At 32.9% G+C, this 21,679-nt stretch carries 22 protein-coding genes; 11 read left to right on the top strand and 11 right to left on the bottom strand.

Going from position 1 to position 21,679, the window contains the following annotated elements:
• Positions 1-195: 195 nt before the first annotated feature.
• Both HZC47_03915 and HZC47_03910 read left to right on the top strand, forming a co-directional pair.
• Positions 196-1,482 carry a nucleotidyltransferase family protein gene (locus HZC47_03915; protein ID MBI5680026.1) on the top strand — a complete coding sequence of 429 codons (1,287 nt, stop codon included), beginning with the start codon at positions 196-198 and terminating at the stop codon, positions 1,480-1,482.
• Positions 1,483-1,693: 211 nt separating this feature from the next.
• Positions 1,694-3,667 (top strand): PAS domain-containing protein, encoded by a 1,974-nt coding sequence (locus HZC47_03910; protein MBI5680025.1) that lies wholly within the window; start codon positions 1,694-1,696, stop codon positions 3,665-3,667.
• A gap of 9 nt (positions 3,668-3,676) precedes the next feature.
• Here the strand turns inward: HZC47_03910 and HZC47_03905 are convergent, their stop codons facing one another.
• The 8 genes from HZC47_03905 to HZC47_03870 form a co-directional block, all read right to left on the bottom strand.
• Positions 3,677-4,510: an NAD(P)-dependent oxidoreductase gene (locus HZC47_03905; GenBank protein ID MBI5680024.1), complete on the bottom strand. Its 834-nt coding sequence runs from the start codon at positions 4,508-4,510 to the stop codon at positions 3,677-3,679.
• A gap of 20 nt (positions 4,511-4,530) precedes the next feature.
• A complete protein-coding gene (locus HZC47_03900; GenBank protein ID MBI5680023.1) occupies positions 4,531-5,148 on the bottom strand; it encodes a cytochrome c biogenesis protein CcdA in 618 nt (205 codons plus the stop codon).
• Positions 5,149-5,187: 39 nt separating this feature from the next.
• Positions 5,188-5,613 (bottom strand): thioredoxin family protein, encoded by a 426-nt coding sequence (locus tag HZC47_03895; GenBank protein ID MBI5680022.1) that lies wholly within the window; start codon positions 5,611-5,613, stop codon positions 5,188-5,190.
• Positions 5,614-5,669: 56 nt separating this feature from the next.
• Positions 5,670-6,530: a DUF89 family protein gene (locus HZC47_03890; protein MBI5680021.1), complete on the bottom strand. Its 861-nt coding sequence runs from the start codon at positions 6,528-6,530 to the stop codon at positions 5,670-5,672.
• Positions 6,531-6,621: 91 nt separating this feature from the next.
• A complete protein-coding gene (locus HZC47_03885) occupies positions 6,622-7,491 on the bottom strand; it encodes a site-2 protease family protein (protein MBI5680020.1) in 870 nt (289 codons plus the stop codon).
• 236 nt (positions 7,492-7,727) lie between these two features.
• Entirely contained in the window at positions 7,728-7,928 is a 201-nt protein-coding gene (gene thiS, locus HZC47_03880) for a sulfur carrier protein ThiS (protein ID MBI5680019.1), read from the bottom strand.
• Positions 7,929-7,930: 2 nt separating this feature from the next.
• Positions 7,931-8,863 (bottom strand): TIGR00269 family protein, encoded by a 933-nt coding sequence (locus tag HZC47_03875; protein ID MBI5680018.1) that lies wholly within the window; start codon positions 8,861-8,863, stop codon positions 7,931-7,933.
• 53 nt (positions 8,864-8,916) lie between these two features.
• Entirely contained in the window at positions 8,917-10,485 is a 1,569-nt protein-coding gene (locus HZC47_03870; GenBank protein MBI5680017.1) for a dihydropteroate synthase-like protein, read from the bottom strand.
• Positions 10,486-10,689: 204 nt separating this feature from the next.
• Between HZC47_03870 and HZC47_03865 the strand changes: the two genes are divergently transcribed.
• From HZC47_03865 to HZC47_03825, 9 genes are all read left to right on the top strand, one after another.
• Positions 10,690-11,220, top strand: coding sequence for a pyruvate ferredoxin oxidoreductase subunit gamma (locus HZC47_03865; protein ID MBI5680016.1), 531 nt, complete (start codon positions 10,690-10,692; stop codon positions 11,218-11,220).
• Positions 11,221-11,229: 9 nt separating this feature from the next.
• The gene (locus tag HZC47_03860; GenBank protein MBI5680015.1) at positions 11,230-11,472 is read left to right on the top strand and encodes a 4Fe-4S binding protein; all 243 of its coding nucleotides are present in this window, start codon (positions 11,230-11,232) and stop codon (positions 11,470-11,472) included.
• Positions 11,473-12,627 (top strand): pyruvate ferredoxin oxidoreductase, encoded by a 1,155-nt coding sequence (porA, locus tag HZC47_03855; protein MBI5680014.1) that lies wholly within the window; start codon positions 11,473-11,475, stop codon positions 12,625-12,627.
• A 1-nt stretch (position 12,628) separates the two neighbouring features.
• A complete protein-coding gene (locus tag HZC47_03850; protein ID MBI5680013.1) occupies positions 12,629-13,495 on the top strand; it encodes a pyruvate synthase subunit beta in 867 nt (288 codons plus the stop codon).
• Positions 13,496-13,507: 12 nt separating this feature from the next.
• Positions 13,508-13,999: a 4Fe-4S dicluster domain-containing protein gene (locus HZC47_03845; protein ID MBI5680012.1), complete on the top strand. Its 492-nt coding sequence runs from the start codon at positions 13,508-13,510 to the stop codon at positions 13,997-13,999.
• Between the two features lie 10 nt (positions 14,000-14,009).
• Entirely contained in the window at positions 14,010-14,441 is a 432-nt protein-coding gene (locus HZC47_03840) for a 4Fe-4S binding protein (protein MBI5680011.1), read from the top strand.
• Between the two features lie 117 nt (positions 14,442-14,558).
• Positions 14,559-17,288: a phosphoenolpyruvate protein kinase gene (locus HZC47_03835; GenBank protein ID MBI5680010.1), complete on the top strand. Its 2,730-nt coding sequence runs from the start codon at positions 14,559-14,561 to the stop codon at positions 17,286-17,288.
• Positions 17,289-17,300: 12 nt separating this feature from the next.
• Entirely contained in the window at positions 17,301-18,182 is an 882-nt protein-coding gene (locus HZC47_03830) for a hypothetical protein (GenBank protein ID MBI5680009.1), read from the top strand.
• 192 nt (positions 18,183-18,374) lie between these two features.
• Positions 18,375-19,214, top strand: a complete 840-nt coding sequence (locus HZC47_03825) for a fumarate hydratase (protein MBI5680008.1) — start codon at positions 18,375-18,377, stop codon at positions 19,212-19,214.
• 98 nt (positions 19,215-19,312) lie between these two features.
• Here HZC47_03825 and phoU read toward each other — a convergent pair whose 3' ends face one another.
• The 3 genes from phoU to pstA all read right to left on the bottom strand — a co-directional run bounded on the left by phoU (position 19,313) and on the right by pstA (position 21,610).
• A complete protein-coding gene (gene phoU / locus HZC47_03820) occupies positions 19,313-19,969 on the bottom strand; it encodes a phosphate signaling complex protein PhoU (protein MBI5680007.1) in 657 nt (218 codons plus the stop codon).
• Between the two features lie 74 nt (positions 19,970-20,043).
• Positions 20,044-20,799 carry a phosphate ABC transporter ATP-binding protein gene (locus HZC47_03815; GenBank protein ID MBI5680006.1) on the bottom strand — a complete coding sequence of 252 codons (756 nt, stop codon included), beginning with the start codon at positions 20,797-20,799 and terminating at the stop codon, positions 20,044-20,046.
• A gap of 1 nt (position 20,800) precedes the next feature.
• Complete coding sequence (pstA, locus tag HZC47_03810) at positions 20,801-21,610, bottom strand: phosphate ABC transporter permease PstA (protein MBI5680005.1); 810 nt, start codon at positions 21,608-21,610, stop codon at positions 20,801-20,803.
• Positions 21,611-21,679 lie beyond the last annotated feature (69 nt).

Genomic DNA, 21,679 nt, shown 5'->3' with positions numbered 1-21,679 from the left:
TTATAATTTAATTTCCGTAGACCTGTTATATTAAAGTAATCTGAAAAGTTTAATCTGAAATTTGGAACATTTTATGTGTTTTTTGTTTATACATAACTTTTTGGTAAAGAATATTCAATTAAAAAAGTGCAAATATCACATTAATTGGAGAAACATCATATTTTAAACTTTATTTAGAAAAAAGGAGAATATTAATTGATTGGAATTAGCGCTGATTTTGACCCAGTACACAATGGACATGTTAAACTAATAGAAAAAGGAAGAGAAATAGCCAGTGAAACTGGTGGCCAAGTAATAATCTATTTAAATAAAGATTATAGTGCTAATCATGCCCCTTTTTTTGCTAATTATGACGTGCGGCGTGAAATGGCCCTAAAAGCTGGTGCAGATAAAGTTGTACCTATAGAAGGATTACATCATCGCCTCACTCTTGCATACACTGTTCCTATAAGAATTGCAATGATGATAGAAGATGGGGTTGTTGATTATGTTGATGCAGCAGATGTTTCAACCAATAAAATCCAAAAATACGCGTCTTCATTTGCAAAAAAAGGAATATTCAGCGGAATTCCCCGAAATCTTCCAAATCGTAATGTAATACGCTGGTTTGCAGTAAATGAATTTCTTTATAAAAAATACAAACGTAAAATGAAGTTTCACATAATTCCCGAGCTAAAAATGGAAGGTAAAATTTCTGGGCGTGAAATAAGGGCAAAAATAATTGAAAATAATTTTAAAATACCTGAAGAAGTTAAAGAAGTTCTTCCAACGTCCACAGTTAAAATACTGGAAAAAGAGATTAAAAAGGGAAATATACCTGGTAAAAGAGATGTAGAAACTCTCACTAAACGTTTAAATACATATTCTCGACCTAAATTGTTGAATATTGCCCATATTACTGCGGATGCAACAGATGCCATAATCGAAGGCAGAAGGTACAGAAATGAAGACCAGATTTGGGCTTCTTTAAGAATGGCAGGATATGGTCCTGTCCTTACAAGACTTGCAATTAGTTCAGTTGAACAGGATGTGACCCGTAAAGAGGTTTTTGAGCTTATCAAGTCTTACCAGGCCGATGGGATAATCCCTCCAGATCAGACTGTTGAAAGTGTGATTGAAAGAGCATGGTTTGTTGCTTCAAGCGTGTGCGAAGGAATTAAATCTTCAGACGCGCATGAAATGTTTAGGAACGGGAAAAGAGGCAAAAAACCTATTTATACTATTGATGCGGGAATGCATTTAAGAAGCTTTGAAGCTGAAGATTTAAAAGATGGAATAGATGCATTGCTTTATGTAGATAAAAACAGCAAGTTACGTTGCCAAATACGTACTGAAACCCGTAAAATTAAAAGTCCACTTAAATTACCTGCTAAACATGCCACATATCTACGATTACTTATAGATTCACAGTTTATTCCTATAAGGGCACAAATTGTTGAAAAAAAGGAAGGTATAAGAGTTAGAATATTTATTGGAGAATAGTTACCATTCTATTTAAATTATAATTTATTTGAGTATCAATCCATTCTATCAAATTAATAAATTTTTACAATTAAATCATGTTTTTTATTTAGTTGTATACAAAAAAGTCAGTGAAATGGCATATTTTTTCAATTAATTATATATATTATAAAAATAATTCATTATTAAGTCAAAATATTATCATTTGCTTTGTTAGAGCATTGGAGGCAGCATGAACCCAATAACTGATAAGAATAAGGATGATATTTCTTTGGAAACTATTTTTAACAACACAGATTTTTTAATAGCGTATCTGGATAATAATTTTAATTTTATTCAAGTTAACAGGGCTTACGCAGAAAAACATAATAAAGATCCTGATTTTTTTGTTGGAAAGAACCATTTTGAGTTATATCCCCATAAAGGGAATGAAAAAATTTTTAAAGAAGTTTTAGAGACAGGAGATCCATATTTTAGTTATTCAAAGCCACTTGATCATCCTGTTTTAGGTATTAGTTATTGGGACTGGGTCATCAAGCCTTTGAGGAATGAAAGTAATGATATCATTGGAATATTACTTAGTTTGACCGATGTCACAGATTATAAACGGAATGAAAAGGAATTTGAAAAAATTCAGGAAGATTTCATTGATGAACTTGTTGAAAAACGTGCAGATGAACTTATAAATGAACAGGCTGCAAATGAGATGAAATTAGCTGAATCTACTGCTGGTGAAATTGAAGAATTAAACAAGAAAATTGAGAAATTGGAAAATGCCAATAATGAGTTCCAAGAATCTATTATGGCCAAATCACTGGAAATTGAAGAATTAGACCATGAAATATCTAAATTAAAGAAGGCCCCTGTTGAATTTAAAGATGATTTAGTTAGTGAAAGGATAGAAACTGAAAAATTTAATCAGCAGATTAATGAATTAGAAAAAAGTAGAGATGAGCTTAAAGAGAAACTTACGTCCAAAAATTCCATGATTGAAGAGTTAAATCATCAAATTAATCAGTTAACAATGGATAATGCTGAATTTAAAGAGTATATTACAGTTAAAAATACTGAAATAGAAAATCTAAATCAAGTGATTACAGAACTTGAAACATCACAAAATACATTTAAAGAGAATATCTCAGCTAAAGAATCCGAACTTGAAGATTTAAATCAGGAAATAGCTAAATTAAAAGAATCAAACAATACTTCTAAAGAATTTTTCTCAAATAAATTGTTAGAAATCGAAGATTTAAATAACAAGTTTATTGATGTTCAAAATAAATTGGATATTTCAAAGGGAGTTATTTCGGCAAAAAATAGGGAAATAGAAGAATCTAAGGAAATTATTTCAGCTAAACTACTGGAAATTAACGAATTAGACGAAAATATTAATGATCAGGAGAAAATTATACAGGATCTCATTAATACTAATAAAAATCTGGAAATTGAAATAGAAAAAGGCAGTGTAAATGAAGAATTGCTCAAACAATTAGATGATTTAATAAAAACAAATGAAGAATTAGAGAACTTTGCCGATGCCATTACACAGCAACTACAAGAGCCTTTAAGAACAACTTCAAGCTTTATACAAATTTTAGCGAAACGTCATAAAGGTAAAATTGATAAGGATACAGATGAATTTATTGATTACATCCTAGATGCCATAAATCGTATGCAAATATTGATTAATGATTTAAGAGAGTATTCAAGAGTAGAATCAAGAGGAAAAGAATTTAAATTGACAAATACTCAAGAAATAGTTGATTATGCTATATCCAATTTTAAGGATGAAATATATAGAACTAATGCTGAAATTACGTGTGATAACCTCCCTAAAGTAGTGGCTGATTCTGGCCAGCTTTTACTGTTGTTCCAGAATATTTTAGACAATGCTTTGAAATTCAAAAAACAGAGTGAAAATCCCGAAATTCGTATTGCAGCCACTAAAGATATAATAAAAAATGAATATGTTTTTTCTGTACAAGATAATGGTATTGGAATAGATGAACAATATTTAGAAGATATTTTTTATATATTCCGACAATTACACCCAAAACAAGCATATGAAGGTACTGGAACTGGTCTTACCGTATGTAAAAAAATAATTGAACGTCATGATGGACGCATATGGGTTGAATCAGAGCCTGGAACTGGTTCTACTTTCTTTTTCACCGTTCCTTCAAAACTTATTGAAAAAAGGCTTTAAATAAGTTATTTATTTTTTATTTAAATCTTCCATAATCTTAAAAAGGTCTATGTAACTATCTGGCCTTTTTTCCAGTTTATTTATATTTTCATATAGTGATTTAAAGAAATCCTGTGTTGCATTACTCATTTTAGGGTCTAAATTTTCAGAAATTAGTTCTGTTACCTCATCCATTTCTTCATAACGCCTTTTTGCATGAACTGCACTGCTTATTATCCTGGAGGTTGCAGAATCTTTAAATCCTTCACATTCAGTTTTTGCAATATACTTAATAACTTCTTCATCAATTCCCATTTTATAGGCAGAATAAATTGTTTCAAACAGTAACGCTGAAATTCCCTTGGTAAATGAGCTTCTCAACATTTTTATTGCAGAAGCCTGCCCTAATTCCATTCCAACTATCGTTATATTCATTCCATATTGGTTTAATTCCATAAATTCTTTGGCATATTTGCCGGAAGCTATAATCTGAACATCCAAACCTTGCCTGACACTGCCTATAATTGCCGCATCCACTGTCTTATTATTTTGGATAAATGACATTGTTTTTTTAATTGTTTTAGGTGAAATGTTATTTATATCAACATAAACTCCTTTAGAGTGTTTTCCAACTTCTTGAGCAATTTTTATGGCCTGAACTGGAGTAACCGATGAAATTAAAATATCAGACGTTTTTGCAAGTTCTTTATTCGATTTACACAAAGTAACGCCGGTTTCTTTGGCAATTTGTTTTGTTTTTATGCTCCTTCCTTCAACACACGTGTAAACATCTGCTCCTTGATTTAAAAGTCCATTTGTTAAGGTTGATGCAACTTCTCCAAATCCTAAAAATCCTATTTTCATTAAAACCGCCTTTAAACTTTTTAAATCCCTAAAAGTTGCAGGAGCATGTATATCCCTGCAAAAGTAATTATGGTCCCTGAAATAAATCTTATATGAGTTGAATATTTAATTAGTTTGTCCATATTAATTTTTGATGTTAAAAATGCTATAATAAATATTGTTAAAGAAAATCCAATTGTAAATAGTGCTAAATTTAAAGAACTGTACATAAAATTACCTGAAGATGCACTATATGCTATAAGTGCTATTAAATATGACCCATAACATGGTGACCATGCCAAAGATGTTAAAAATCCCAATAAAAAAGATTCAATGAATTTATTTCCATGTTTTATCGGTTTATAAGAAAAACTAAAAAAATTTTTATTTAAAATAAAGAAAATACCAATTATTATTATGATTAAAGCAGCTATCAGTCTAAAATAGTAGAGATAATAATTAATGGCTACTGTAAAAATGGCTGTAAGTATAATAATAATTGCAAATACCAAGGAAAATCCAATTACAAATGATAATATTTCTGTTGTTTTTTTCTCTAAAAGAGAATATCCAATAACAATAGGAATTAAAGGCAATACACATGGCGATAATACTGAAGCAATACCTGCTAAAAATGAAAATAGAAAGCTTATATCCATTTTATCCCTTATATTTAATCTATTTTTGATAATTTTGTTTTATATCATCTGTAAAAATTCTTCTGGAGGAATATACCCTTCTTGTCTTTTTATTTCATTGCCACTTGAATCCATGAATATTATTGTTGGAACAGCATATACTTTATATTTTGATGCCAGATCAGGATTTCTATCAATGTCAATTTTAGCAATAATATAATTTTTATTTAATTTTTCTTGAACCTGAGGGTCTTGGAATGTATCTTCGTCAAGATAAGTACAGGCAGAACACCATGGTGCATAAAAATCTACAATTACGTTTTTACCTGTTTTTTTAGCTTCATCAATAGCAGAATTCAAATCTGTATGCCAGTTTAAATTATTAGACAGATTTTGTGTGTTTTTTTGATTTTGAGAGCCTAAAGCAGCATATGCTGCAATTGCTAAAATTACAATAATTCCAATAACAATTATTGATTTTTGCATGTTCTATTATTTTTTTGATTTATTTAATATAAATTTTGTATATAAATAAGAACCATTTAAAGTTTTAAAACAACATTATCTCCTAAATTAACGCCAATGTCCTTTGCAATAGGAGTACATTTAACATTGAGCATACAAAACACAGGTTTATCCCCTAATTCCATTTCAGTTAATCCTTCATAATTTCCCAGTCCTTTGGAAATTAAAATATCTGCATTACTAAAAATCTCCTTGAATTCATCTGACATATCACCATATATAACACCTATAGAATCAGTTCCTGTAGATACAAGATTTGCAACCTCATCAAGTCCTATTTGAACTGCATCTTCAATACATGCATCGTTAAGTATTGGTTTTTCTTTTAATGCAACAGTAACATCGGTATTGTACTCATTCAGTTTTTCTATGAGTAATTTATCAAATACAATTTCTCCATTGTTATCTGCTAAATAAAGGACATCTTTTGCAGATTTAAGTTCTTTTTCAAGCTCCGGCACGTGGTTTAATGCTATATCCTTTTCCATATTTTGAATTATTCCCTTTTCAATGTCAAAATCCACTCCAAGAGCTCCAAAATCAATTATATTACCTATAATAGCAGCTTTTACATAAGTTTCAAGCTGATCATCCTTTTTTATAATTTCTTTAATTTTGGGAAGGTATTTTAAAGCTATTTCATTACCTTTTTTCTTCTCTAAAATATAAGGATCTTCATTTTCAGTTTTATTTTTAATAATTCTGTGTATTTTAGTTCCAATGACATTAGAAACTGCATCTCTTCTAAAAGAACTGTAAACTACTTCTACAAGTTCTTCCATAACTTTCATTTTAAGTGATTCATCATTTGTCGCCAGATCAAGTGCTTCTTTGGCCTGTCTTAGAAAACATGGTGCACATTCATAATAAACTTTCATATATTTCCTCTTTAAGTTTTTAGTGTTAATTTCCATTATTTTTTATCTAAATCTGATTTATAATGTTTTAAAATTTATTTATAATCTTAATTTAAAATATTTGGGGCGCTGGAGATAAGCAAAGAATAAAGATAATAAACACTAAAATCGCTGCTATTTTTCTAGTTTTAGTAATTTTTGAAACATTATCCAGTGCTCCAGGATGCCTTTTTGATACCAACAAAAAGAATACTGCCATTAAAATCGCCATAAAATACCATCCAAGGACAACTGTTACAATTATGCCTGCTATTGATACATACTGGTGAATTTTCTCGTTAAACAGGGCCCTTGAAATATGTCCTCCGTCTAAAAATGCAACAGGCATAAGATTGAGCATTGTAATGATTATTCCAACCCATCCTGCAAATGCAACCGGATGTACGTATAATTCATACCCTGCAGGTATTTGTGGGGTTGTAAACAACATAAGAACTTGCATTATAAGTGGAGGGTAAAAATTCATGGAACCTGTCTGAAATGGAGCTACATGAGATAAATAAAATCCAACTATGAGAACAGGAATAGCTACTAAAAACCCTGCAATTGGTCCACTAACTCCCAAGTCAAAAAGGGCATTTTTAGTAGGTATTGCTGATTTTACATTTATTACTGCGCCAAAAGTACCGATTAAAGTTGGCGCCGGTATAAAATAAGGTAAAGTAGCTTTAATCCCATGTTTTCTTGCAGCAAAAAAGTGTGCAGATTCATGAGTCCCAATTATAGCCATTATTGCTATTGAAAATGCTATTCCATCTATGATACTCCCTTGAAATAAATATCCTGCAGATATTGTAGTTACAATTGTTACTAAAAAAAGAATAATGTTAAAATGTATCTTAGATTCGCCTGGTTCTGGTTTATTAACAATATTAATCTTGTAATCACCTTCATATTCATCTACAAAAGGTAAATATCCCATTTTATCCAGATCACTAACTAAATGGATAAATTTATCCTTATTATAATCCCAAACTATAAAATAAAAAGTCTTTTCTTCAATATGAACGCTTTTTATGTTAAAATAGTTTGAAACATAGTTTTCAATAAAATTAGTAGATTCCACCTGTTCACATCCGGAATTTAAGTTATAATAATAATTTCCATTTCAATTATTATAATTCATTCTATAAAATTTGCTCTAAAATAAAATTATTTTTAGCCTCCGTATATTACACGGATAACTTCAATTACATCCCCATTTTCAACATTTTCTTCTTCCATCACGATTTCATTGTTTCTTTTAACCACAACTGTTTCAGAGGACATATCCATTGCATTTAATACCTCTTTAATGGTCATTTTTTCATTAATTTCCCTAATTTCTTCCTTTTTGCCCATGATTACTGTTATTTCCATGATTACTCCTCATTGTTAATTTTTTTATAAAAAAGGCAAGCTCTACATAACTCATGAGATGATGGCTCACCACATCTAATGCATTGACCCATATCAACTTTTTTACCTGAAAATTCCTTTTTTAGGACGGGTTTAATCTTATCAAACCCTCTAAGTGTTGAATACATTATTGTGGGATGGTCTACTGAAAGTTCTTTTATGAATCTCCCAACTTCACCTCTAAATGATTCCTTTGAATATGGGCATTCGTCAAAATGAACATCAAGCTCACGGGCAACCACATACAATCCAATTTCCTTTTCTGGAATCTCTCGAAGAGGTTTTATTTTAACGGTGAATTTATCGCTTTTTGGTTCTGATTTCATCCCAATACGTGTTAAATTATCTATATTTCCTTCAAGGTAATTCATGAGTATTGCCTGGGTTTCATCGTCAAGATTATGTCCTGTTGCAATTTTTGTGGCTCCTTCTTCCCTTGCAATTTTATTAATAATCCATCTTCTAAATACTCCACAATATGTGCATGCACCATGTTCCCTTGCATCGTCAAGCATGATTTCATCGAGATTTTTCCCAAAATAATCCTTAATAGGTACAATTTTATGATCTACACCTAATTTCTTTGCATTTCGAGCTGCAATTTCCACACCATGCTTTCTGTATCCTTCTATTCCTTCATCTATAGTTATTGCAACGATATCAATTATATTCCGCTTATAAAGTGAATTAAGAATATCAAGTAGCATTACACTATCTTTTCCGCCAGATAACGCAACTGCAACTTTATCTCCTTTTTCTATGAGCTTATTTTTCCGTATGCTTTTTAAAACTTTATCTGTAGTTGATTCAATAAAGCATTCTTTACAAAGCATCTGTCCTGAAGCTTTTCTGTGTATGATTACAGGTTTAGCGCCGCATTTTGTGCATGTTTTCATGATAATACCTTAAATTAGCCTAAATATTTATTATATTGTATTTCTGTACTTAATTAATAATTTAACTTTTTAAATAATGGAAAATCCTGAACATAGTTTTTATTAAGTTTTATTGCTATTTCTGCCTTTTGAAGTTCTGATCCAAGATATGTAGCATGTTCCAGTCGTGAAATAAGATTTCTTTTAATAATTTCATCATAAACCGCCTTTGCAGTCTCTCCTTCAATAATTACATCAGGCTTCATTTTAATATAATGAACTGCTTTTATAGCACCATCTTTAGCTATTATTTTAAAGCTTCCTTGAGGGTCTTGACTAAATTTATAATCTTCTAAACCTTTCAAAACTGGAACTTCAATTTCTTCGTTGATTAAATCTCCTTTACGCTTATCTTTTAATATTATTAAATTAATTCCAAGATCTTTAGGTATAGATCCCCTGTTTTTTGCAAGAAACATCATTTTTGATGAAACAGCAAGCTCATGAACACTTCCAATTGTTTTACCACTTTCTTCAGGAGTAAATAATATACTGGCTCCTAATTCCATTGCAATTCCAGAAAGCAGAGAATTTACACCTACTGAATCAGTATCAAGAAGTTCTGTAACGTTTCCAACCCCAAAAAATAATGGTTTTTTATTTCGCTTTTTAAACTCGTGGCAAGCAATTATAGATTCAACCATGCTCTGACTGTTTATAGGATCAAGAATTAAATCTGCAATCACATTAATTCCCTTGCATTTGGTCATTAATTCCTCAAGAGCATTTACACGTTCTTCAACTGTTTTTGGTGTCCAGTTCTTAGCGAAATTTGTTGGCAAAATAACTGCAGGAACCTTTTTTTCTTCCATCAATGGCAAAATTTCATCACAATTTCCAAGATCAAGACTTAAAACCATGTCCACACCCGATTCAACTGCTGCTTTAATTTCAACAGGATTGATAGTGTCAATACTTACTGGAACACCATTAAGGTTCTCTTTAAGTGTTTTTACCATTTCTGGAATTTTATGGTCAAGGGTTTCCCCTGCAATCATTCCAATATCAATCATTTGCGCGCCGGATTTTACAAAATATTGTGCACGTTTTAAAAGTTCTTCCTTGCTTAATAAAGGTGCGTTTGCCATTTCTGCAAGAACCCTCATTGGAAAATCTTCACCAACAGGTAAATTTCCTACAAGAATATTTTCAGATTTTTTTAGAAGCTTTTTAGTGTTTTTTTCGTCTTTTTCAAAGTCTTCTATAAATTTAAGGGCACGTTTCCTTAATTCCTCTTCAATCAGCCTGTCAGCAGGTTTTTTAGATGAAAGTTCCAGTTTATCTACCATATCTAAAACTATATTTAAATCTGCAGCACTGGTTGAGCCCTTATATGTTGGAATCCCTGTTTCATCCTCTATTTCACTTACATCTTTACGTATAAGTCCTGGCGTTATAATCATGTCAAAGGAATTTATATCAGGATTTTCAAGATTTTTAATCTCTTTAATTATTCGTTTAGGAGTTAAAAATGCAGCAATTGGTGTGTCTACGACATATACATGTGTATCTTGCTTTGAGTTATCTGATACTTTCCTAACAGCACTACTTGCAAGTTTTCCAGTTACTATGAGAACTTTCATAATACTCTCCCTAAATAAGATTTTAGGCATTTTAATTAATCATATACCTTTTAAAGGTGTTATTATTCTATTTAAACTTAAATATTCGATTTAATGGTATTTTGTATATTGCAATATTTTTCATATATTATTGTATAAGTTCATGTGCAACATTTATATATATAATAATTTATAATGATTATACATGAGGAATGGAGGTACCGTATGATCGAAATTCGATTTCATGGACGTGGTGGACAGGGTGCAGTAACCGCTGCTGAGATTTTAGCAAAAGCAGCCTTTGAAGATGGAAAATATTGTCAAGCATTCCCATTCTTCGGTGCTGAGCGAAAAGGCGCACCCGTCATGGCGTTTACAAGAATTAATGATAAACCAATAAGAAGAAGATATCAAGTTTACAATCCAGATTATGTTATTGTATTAGATGAAACCCTTTTAGAAGCTGTAGATGTATTATCTGGGCTTAATGAAGGTGGAAAGGTAGTAATAAACACTGCAAATGATGTAAATCTCGGAGAAAATGTAGATTCTTATAATATTGATGCTACAGGAATTGCATTGGATGTTTTAGGAATTCCTATAGTAAATACAGTTATGTTAGGAGCATTCGCCGGTGCAACAGGTATAGTTTCACTGGATTCCATTGTAAAAGTAACCAAAGAAACTTTCCCTGGGAAAATAGGCGAAAAGAATGCTGAAGCCTCCACAATAGCATACGAAAAAATTAAAAAATAAGGTGATTTCATGACAGCCAAAGGAGCTACTGTTAAAGAACCTGGAAGCAGCGTAAAAAACAAAACAGGTAGCTGGAGAACCTTTAAACCTACTCTGGATCAAGAAAAATGTATAAATTGCGAAAATTGTTACCTATTTTGTCCAGAAGGGTGCATAAATAAAGATAATGAAATAGATTACGATTACTGTAAAGGATGCGGCATATGTGCCGAAGAATGTCCTGTTAAAGCCATTAAAATGGAGAGAGAATAAATGCTTAAAGTAATTTCTGCAAATAGAGCAATTGCTGAAGCTGTTAAACTTGCAAAACCAAATGTTGTCCCTGTTTACCCCATAACTCCTCAGACATCAATATCAGAATACTTAGCAAAATTTGTTGCTGATGGAGATCTTCCTGCAGAGTATATACGGGTTGAATCAGAACACAGTGCAATAAGTGCAGCCGTAGGGGCATCAGGAACTGGTGTTAGAGTATTCACTGCAACATCATCACAGGGTTTAGCATTAATGCACGAAATTTTATTTGCAGCCGCAGGACTTAGAAACCCCATAGTAATGGGGAACGCAAACAGGGCACTATCAGCCCCATTAAGTATATGGAACGACCAACAAGACTCAATTTCCCAAAGAGACACTGGATGGTTACAATTTTATGCTGAAAATGCTCAAGAAGCACTTGACTTTATAATACAAGCTTATAAAATTTCAGAAAATGAAAACGTCCTACTTCCAAGTATGGTTTGTGTAGATGGTTTTATACTTACCCATACAGTTGAACCTGTAGATATTCCAACACAGGAAGAAGTTGACGATTTCCTTCCAAAATACAAACCAAAACACGCCTATCTTGACCCAAAAGACCCTATGTCCTTAGGAACATTTACAGATCCAAATTACTACATGGATGCAAGATATGACATGGAAATAGCTATGGAAGGATCAAAAGAAGTTATAAGAAATGTCAATAAAGAATTTGGGGAAAAATTCGGACGTGAATATGGTTTTGTTGAAAAGTACATGTGTGACGATGCTGAAATAATTATTGTAGCTATGGGATCAATCTGCGGTACAATAAAAGCAGTTATAGATCATTTAAGGGAAGAAGGGCAAAAAGTTGGACTCCTTAAAGTAATGATTTTCAGGCCATTCCCTAAAGATGAAATCTATGAAGCAGTTAAAAATGCAGATAAAATCGCAGTACTGGATAAAAACATATCCTTTGGTATTGGAGGAGTCTTGTTCAACGAAATAAAAGCTAAAATGGATGTAAATGCAAGAGGATTCATTTTAGGCCTTGGGGGACGTGATGTAGCTCCTGATGACATTAAAAATATAGTAAATATAACTAAAACTTCAACTGATAGCAATAAAATTAACTGGATTGGACTTAACGAGGAGGAAGTTTAAAATGGAAATACCTGAACAAGAGTTTCTTGCTCCCGGACACAGAGCATGCGCAGGATGTGGTGCAACCATAGGTGCAAGACTCGCATTAAAAATGCTGGGCGAAAACACCGTAGCAGTATCAGCAACAGGATGTTTAGAAGTTATCACAACCCCATACCCTGAAACTTCATGGAAAGTTCCATGGATTCATGTAGCATTTGAAAATGCCGCAGCTGTAGCCTCCGGAGTTGAAAGAGCACTTAAATCCCAAGGAAAAGATGATGTTAATGTAGTTGTCTTTGCTGGAGATGGTGGAACAGCAGACATAGGACTTCAAGCATTATCTGGAGCAATGGAAAGAGGACATAACCTAATTTACATATGTTATGATAACGAAGCTTACATGAACACAGGAGTCCAAAGAAGCGGTGCAACACCTTACGGTGCTTCAACAACCACATCACCCCATGGAAAAGAAAGTTTTGGTGAAGATAAGCCAAAGAAAAACGTTCCAATGATAATGGCAGCCCATGGAGTGCCTTATGTTGCAACAGCATCAATTTCATATCCTGAAGATTTCATGAAAAAGGTTAAAAAAGCAAGTGAAATGGATGGACCTGCCTATATCCACTTACATCAACCATGTACAACTGGATGGGGTTATGATTCATCAAAAACCATAGAACTCGGAAGATTAGCTGTTGATACTGGCGCATGGATTTTATATGAAATTGTTGACGGTGAATTTAAAGTAACATACAGACCAATTCAAAGAAAACCTGTAAACGAATATTTAAATGCTCAAAAACGGTTTAAACACCTTGCTGACGAAGAAAAAGAGAAAATTCAATCTTATGTTGACAGTGTCTGTGCTGAACTTAAAATATAGGGGGAAATCATCTTGGAAAAGATACTAATTCAACCAGAGATTTGCGATGGATGCATGGATTGTGAAGAAGCCTGTGCAAAGCTTCACGGCACCTCACGAATCATGGTAAGAGAAGTGGAAGGTTCTTATTACCCCATTATTTGCCAACAATGCGAAGATGCTCCATGTAAATTAATATGCCCAACAGAAGCCATGGACAATAAATCAGTTGAAAGTGAAAAGTGTATTGGCTGTTCACTCTGTATGCTTATCTGTCCTTTTGGATCAATTGTAATGCATGAGCGAAAAGCACAAAAATGCAGTCAGTGCCCTGATCTTGACACACCAGCATGTATAAAGGCATGTTCTAAGCGAGCAATTACTATTGTTGATGCTGAAAAGATGAAGCTTGAAAAACAAGCTAAACACATTGAAAAGATTGCAGGCATCGGTAAAAAGCCTAAAAAGAAGGGAATTGTGGACATGTTAACACACGGTTCAAGGGCAAAGGATGCTCTTAAATAGGAGGCATAATATGAAAGAGTTAATTTCACGGCCAGAACTTTGCGAGGAATGCTCAAAATGTGAAAGAGAATGCCCTCAAAACGCAATAAGAGTTATCAGCGGCGTTTCAATTCACTGCTTACACTGTGCTCCAGATAGAGCTCCATGTTTAACTATTTGCCCAGAAGAAGCTATTGAAGAATTTGACGGTGCAATCATAATCAATGAAGACCAGTGCATAGGTTGTGGCCTTTGTAGAGATGCATGCCCAATTGGCGCTATTCACATGGACGAAAATGGTGTTGCCAAGAAATGTAATCTGTGTATTGACCAAGAAAAACCTCTTTGTGTTCTTACATGCCCTACAGGTGGTTTATGTGTAGATTCAGAGGAAATGGTTTCTGGTAAGCGTGAAAAGATGGCTAAAGAACTAGAAAGGCTTAAAATGATCATGAAATACTGATTAAGCCTCATTTTTTATTCTTTTTATTTTTAAAAATTAAATCATACGGTTTTATATTCTACTTATTTTAATAATAAATACAGAATTCTGTTTATTTTAAAAATAAATGCAGAATATATGGTTATTACTTATGGCAATGATAATATGGCGAATATAAACAATTATGTGATTGATCTTAAAGAAAAAGATATTCCTATAGAAAAGATTGGGGGAAAAGCCCTTAATTTAGGTAAAATGTCCAGTGCAGGTTTTAATATTCCTCCTGCAGTTATTGTTTCAGTAGATGCCTATGATTTTTTTATTAAAAAAGAATTAGAATGTAAAATATCTAAAATACTTGATTCTATTGATTTTAAAGATGAAAATTCTATCTCTAATGGGTGTTCTTCCATTCGAAGCATGATAAAATCAGAAGAACTACCTGAAAATCTGTTTTTAGAGATTACGAATAAAATAAGTAATCTCCCTGATGGATATTATGCAGTAAGATCATCGGCCGTAGCTGAAGATCTGGCAGATGCCAGTTTTGCAGGGCAGCTGGATAGTTTCCTAAATATAAAAAAGGAAGATATTTTAGAAAAAATCATTGATTGCTGGGCATCTTACTGGACTGATCGCGCCGTAAAATACCGTCATGATTCTCCCATTGGACATTTAGACACCGAAATGTCCGCTGCAAGAATAGCTGTGGTCGTGCAAAAAATGGTCAACGCAAATATCAGTGGAGTGACATTCACAGCTAATCCAGTTAATGGAAGTGAAGATATTGTTATTGAGTCCACTTGGGGCTTGGGTGAAGCTATTGCCTCAGGAATAGTCACCCCAGATATTTTTGTCCTACAGAGAGATGGAAATATACTTGAAAAAAATATTAAAACAAAAAAGCAAGGATATTTCCTTAAAGACGGTGCAAACACTTTAATTGATATAGATGGAGAAAATAGGGAAAAATCAAGCCTCAATGAAAAAATCCTTCCAAAATTACTAAAAATGGGAATTGAACTGGAAGAATTTTTTGGTGGACCTCAGGATATTGAATGGGCCATAGAATGCGAAAATAACAATGAATCAAACTTCCCCACAATTTATATCCTACAATCACGACCAGTAACCACTCTCACCGATAGTTCAGATAAAGATGATATTTTATGGACCCGAGCTTATGGAGATGAGTACTGGGCTGATGCCACCACCCCTCTGTTTTATGATGTTATGGGTAAAATGCTTACTGATTATGTGAATCATGAAGGTGCTAGGATAATGGGATATAAAGAAATAACAGACTCTAAGCTCTTAAAACTCCATAAATCAAGGGTTTATTTCAATAGTTGGGTTTTAGAAAAAGCTTTTTCATATTATCCCAAATTTGCTCGGTCTAAAGAGTTATTGAATTATTTCCCCTTAGAAGACCAGGAGCGAATTTCCCAATATCCTACATTATTACACAAAACTTTACTCTCACAGATGTTAGTAGCTATTCGGGATCCTGACGGGATGATGAACAAGACCGATAAGGCCTATCGAAAATGGGCCAAAGGTTTTATGAAAAAATGCAAATCCTTTGATAAAACAGATTTAACTGTGATAAGTGACGTGGAACTGGCAGCCCTTTATGATGATATTGAAAAATCAGGTATTAAACATTACCAGCTAATCAGATACGGCATGGTATCCCATTCCATAGCCACTAATTTAATGATTAAAAACTGGCTGGTAAAATGGCTGGATGATAAGAATGGTTCTCTTTATGCTGGTTTAATCTCAGGGTTAGATGATAATAAAACTGTGGAAATGAATATTAGATTTTCTGATTTAGCTAAAATTTTAAGAGAAGACTCAAAATTACTTGCAAAAATAAATTTCACCGATGATTTAAGCACGCTAAATGAAACAGAGCTTGATGAACTCATCTATTTTAATTCAAAATTTAAAAAGGAATTTAATTCGTTTATAAACAATTATGGGCATCGATCCAACACCCGTGAAATATTATATCCTCGTTGGAGAGAAGATAGAGTCTATGTTCTGGAAGTAATTAAATTATTGTCCTCTTCTGATTTAGATTTAAGGAAAAAAGAAAAAGAAAGTCGTAAACATAGATTTAAAACCGAAAAAAAAGTTTTGAATAAAATTAAAAAACAAAATGGCGGCTTTTTTAAGGCAAAAATATTTTCCATTGTGCTTAATTTAGCTCAAACCTATTTAACATTCAGGGAAAATCAGAGATTTTATTTAGATCACCTTCTATTCCGTCAAAGAGTGATGTTGCTGGAAATGGGAAGGAGATTGATGGTAAGAAACATTATTGATGAAATTGATGATGTTTTCTTCCTTTATGAAAAAGAGTTATTCATTTTTTTTAATATAAACCCTTCGAAGACAGAATTTAACGAAAACAACGTTTTAGGATTAATGGATAAAATTCTAAAAAGAAAAAAGGAGTTTTATAGATATAAATCGTCGCTTCCACCAAAATTCTTAAAAAACGGGATTGAGTTTGATGATACAGTTATGGAATATGGCAAAAATGCAGTTTACGGTGCAGCAGCCAGTCCTGGAACATTTAATGGTGTAGCCAGAGTTGTAGAATCTATTGGAGAATTATCAAAGCTTGAAGATAATGAAATTCTTATAACCAGTAACACTGACCCTGCATGGACTGCAGTATTTTCAAAGATCGGAGGTCTTATTACAGAAACCGGAGGAATATTATCCCACGGTGCTGTAATTTCTCGCGAATATAGAATACCTGCTGTAACTGCTGTTAAAGGAGCTACAAGTATTTTTAAAACTGGTGAAAAGTTATTTATAGATGGTAACGAAGGAATTGTTTATAAAAAAGAATAAGGAGTCATATACATGGACATTGATTTAGAAAGTCTAAAAAAACATGAAGAATGGAATGAAAGCTATTATTTTAATTTTCATGATAAAAATAATGATTTAACGGCCTTTATGCGTGTAGGAAACAAGGTTAATAAAAATGAAAAATCAATGTTCTTCTATTTAATGTCGTCAAACATGACCGCAGGTATTAAATTAGAAACTCCCTGCGACGATAAACCATTAAATATTGCCGGTTTAGATTACCAGGAGATAGAAACCGGGAAATGGAAACTTAAATATAATGGTTCAATTTTTAATCCATTAAATAAAACTGAATTTAAAGTTAAAATGGATATGACCTGGGAAGCTTTAAATCCAATTATGGATTATGTTGATTGTGTTGATGAAAAACAGACTGAAATGTCATCTAATGTAGCATCTGAACATTATGAACAGTTTGGAAAAGCTCGGGGAAAAATTGAAATCAATAATGAAGTATTTGAAATTGAAGCATTGGGTGAGAGAGATTTAAGCCGCGGGATTAGGGCCTGGGGATCTCCTAAAATGTGGATGTGGATTAATTCAGAGTTTTCAGATGCGGAAGCTTTTAATATAACTAAACTTTCCGTTGAAGAAGGAGATGTAGATGCTGGATATTTCTATACAGGTTCAGTTAATGAAACACTCGTAAAATCAGATATAGATGTAGAATTTAATAATGGAATTCCTTCCACGTTTTCCATGAATTTATTTGACAAAAAAGGTTCCAAATATTCAGTTAAAGGCGTTGTTATTAGATTTGGAATGATTCCTGTTGATGAGAAGATGATTCTAATAGAAACCATTTCCAAATATAATTGGGATGGTAAAGAAGGATATGGAATCGCTGAGTTTTTAGTTCCTAAACCATTGTGACTTTTTAGCATCATAAATTTTTAAAATACAAAAACTATGGTTTTTGATGTACCAAATACCTTGTGTTTGAGAGTATTGTAAGCAATCATCAATTAATACAGCTATAAATTCATTCATTTTTATTAACTTTAAATTTGGAAAAGAACAATTTATTAATATTTATCCATTAAATTAGTTTAAGGATGAATTATCATGATTACAACAAATCAAATAGAAAACACTATTTTCAATTTATTTAAGGAAGCTGTAATCCAACTTCCAGATGATGTAAAGAATTCACTTCAAGATGCTTATAAACATGAAGATGATAAGATTGCCCGGCTAAATCTTAAAGCTATACTTGATAATATTGAAGCTGCCCAAAAAATGGGTGTTCCCATGTGTCAAGATACAGGTCTCCCTATTGTTTTTGTAAAACTTGGTCCTATAAAAATTGAAAATCTCTATGAAGGAATAACAAAAGGAGTGGAAAAGGCCACAAAAGAAGTTCCACTTAGACCAAACGTGGTAAATCCAATAACAAGGAAAAATACAGGGACAAATACTGGAAATATGATTCCTCAAATTGATATTGAACTCATTGAAGAAGAAAAAGTTGAATTTACTGTTTTTCCAAAGGGTATCGGCTCAGAAAACAACAATGCACTTAAAATGGCCCTGCCTGGCGAAGGCATTGAAGGCATTAAAAAGTTCGTTTTAGATACTGTGATTGCTGCTGGTGGAAAACCATGTCCTCCTATCATTGTCGGTGTTGGAATTGGTGGATCATCTGATTTAGCCATGAAAATTGCGAAAAAATCATTGCTTGGAAAAGTTGGGAAACGAAATCCTGATAAACAGATTGCAGAGCTTGAAGAAGATATTTTAAAGCAGATAAACAAAACTGGCATTGGCCCAATGGGTCTTGGTGGTAAAATCACTGCTTTAGACGTTAAAATCCTTACAGCAGATACTCACACTGCAGGATTGCCTATTGGAGTTTGTATTCAGTGCTGGGCTGGAAGACATGCGACAGCCATTTTAAAACCATAAATTTTGTTCATTATTCTTTGAATTTTCAAAATAATCTATTTATTTTTTTAAAAAAGAAAAAATATGTTTTTAAAACTTGAATCAAATTTAAAGCTCATTTAAGGTTTTTCGCATGTCATCATGAATATTGTTCTATCCCCAATACTCACTGCACGGTCTGCAGTTCTCTCCAGGAATCTTGCAACAAACAACAGATATATCATGTAGGATATTGAATCCTTGTTTTCAAACATACTTTTTGTAATATTTGATAATGCCTGATCAAATAAATCGTCTACCTTGTCATCATCCTGCCTTAACTCCCTTGCCATGTTCATGTTCTGATCTAAAAATGCATAAAGGCCTTTACTTACCATCATCTGCACAATATTAGACATATGTGTTAAATCTTCTATTGGCCTTTTAGGCACCTCTTCCTTCCTTAAATGCTCAGCAACTTCTGCAATATTTACAGCAATCCCCATCATCCTTTTTAAATGACTGCCTACTTTAATACATGCTTCAATAAACCTTAAATCCTTAGCGACAGGCTGTTCAGATGCTATTATCCCCATACACATTCTTTCTAATTCAAAATTCAGTTCATCTATCTTTTCTTTGGAATTTTTTACTTTCTTCAGCTTTTCTTCATCAAAATCAATTAATATTTCAAATGCATTTTTCTGGGCATTGAGGGTAACTTGCCCCATTTCCTCTACTTCTTCTTTTAATTCCCTCAATCTTTTTCTAAATTGCACTCTTGGGTATCTTTTCATTTTATCCACCTTTGGTTACAAACCACAATTATATATTTTGTTCTTTTATCCAATTGAATCTTTTGAATCTTAAACTATCCAAATCTACCGGTAATATAATCTTCAGTACGTTTATCTTCAGGCCCTATGAATAATTTGTCAGTGAGACCACTTTCTACAATTTCACCGTTTAAAAAGAACGCTGTGTACTTAGAAACCCTTGTAGCTTGCTGCATGTTGTGTGTAACAATTATTATGGTGTAATCTTTCTTTAGTTTATGAACTAAATCCTCTATTTTTGTTGTGGAGATTGGATCAAGTGCTGATGCAGGTTCATCCATTAAAATAACCTCAGGGTTGACAGCTATTGTTCTTGCAATACATAATCGTTGCTGCTGACCTCCAGAAAGCCCCATTGCTGACATATCCATTTTATCTTTAACTTCATCCCATAATGCTGCTGCTTTCAGGCTTTCTTCAACCCTCTCAGTTAAAACATCCTTATCTGAAATTCCATGTACTCTTAAACCATAAGCTACATTGTCAAAAATTGATTTTGGAAAGGGATTTGGCTTTTGAAATACCATTCCAATTTTTTTTCTTAAATCCACCACATCAACTTTGGGATCATAAATATCTTTACCATCTAAAAGAACTGTACCATCATGCTTAAATGTGTCAATTAAATCATTCATACGGTTTAAAGTTCGTATAAATGTTGATTTTCCACAACCTGAAGGTCCAATAAGTGAAGTAACCGTATTTTTACGGATATTAAGGTTAAGATCCTTTAAAATGTGTGCTTCGCCAAAGTAAACGTTTAAATCTTCAACTTCAATTCTGTAATCCATTCTATCTCCCCATCATCTTTTTTGAGTATCGTTCTACTAATGTGTTTGTAACAACGGTTATTGTAAGCACTAAAAGCACCAGAACTGCTGCTGTACCATATGCATTATCCAGAGATATACCTTCTGTTGCCATAATATAAAGGTGCAGTGGAAGAGGTCTTGCAGGGTCAAAAATTGACACTGGAACTGATAATGCAGCACCTACAGCAAATAATATTGCTGCTGCCTCTGAAATAGCTCTTGCAAGTCCTAAAATTACACCAGTTGTAATTCCAGGGATTCCTGCGGGTAAAACCACCCTATAAATTGTTTGCCATTTTGTAGCACCTATTGCAAGGCTCCCTTCCCTGTAAGATTTAGGTACCGCTTCCAGTGAAACCTCAGACACCTGTAAAATTGTTGGAAGTGCCATAAGAGCTAATATCAATCCTCCAGAGAGTACACACCATCCAAGTCCCAGGTAAATGACAAAAAACGCCAGTCCAAACAATCCAAATACAATAGATGGAATGGATGCCAGTGTTTCTGCTCCAAATCTAATTAATTTAACTATTGTACCTTCTCCCGCATATTCTGCCAGATAAACCGCTGCCCCAACACCAAGAGGAGTAGCAACCAGAATTGCTATGAAAGTAACATATATGCTGGATACAATCATAGGAAATATTCCGCCAGATCTACCAGAATCAATAGGATCAGTGAAGATGAAACTTAAACTAACTACAGGTAACCCTTTATAGAGAATGTAACCTATAATTACAACCAATATAAGGACTGTTATTATTCCAGATGCCCAAAATAAACCTTTCATAATAGTTTGAGCAGTTTTAGGAGATATTATCTTATTCAAATTATTCTCCCCCTATAATTGGTTTAAATT

The organism is Methanobacterium sp. (assembly GCA_016222945.1).
Classification (GTDB): Archaea; Methanobacteriota; Methanobacteria; order Methanobacteriales; family Methanobacteriaceae; genus Methanobacterium_D.
This window is presented reverse-complemented; position numbering and strand designations above follow the sequence as displayed.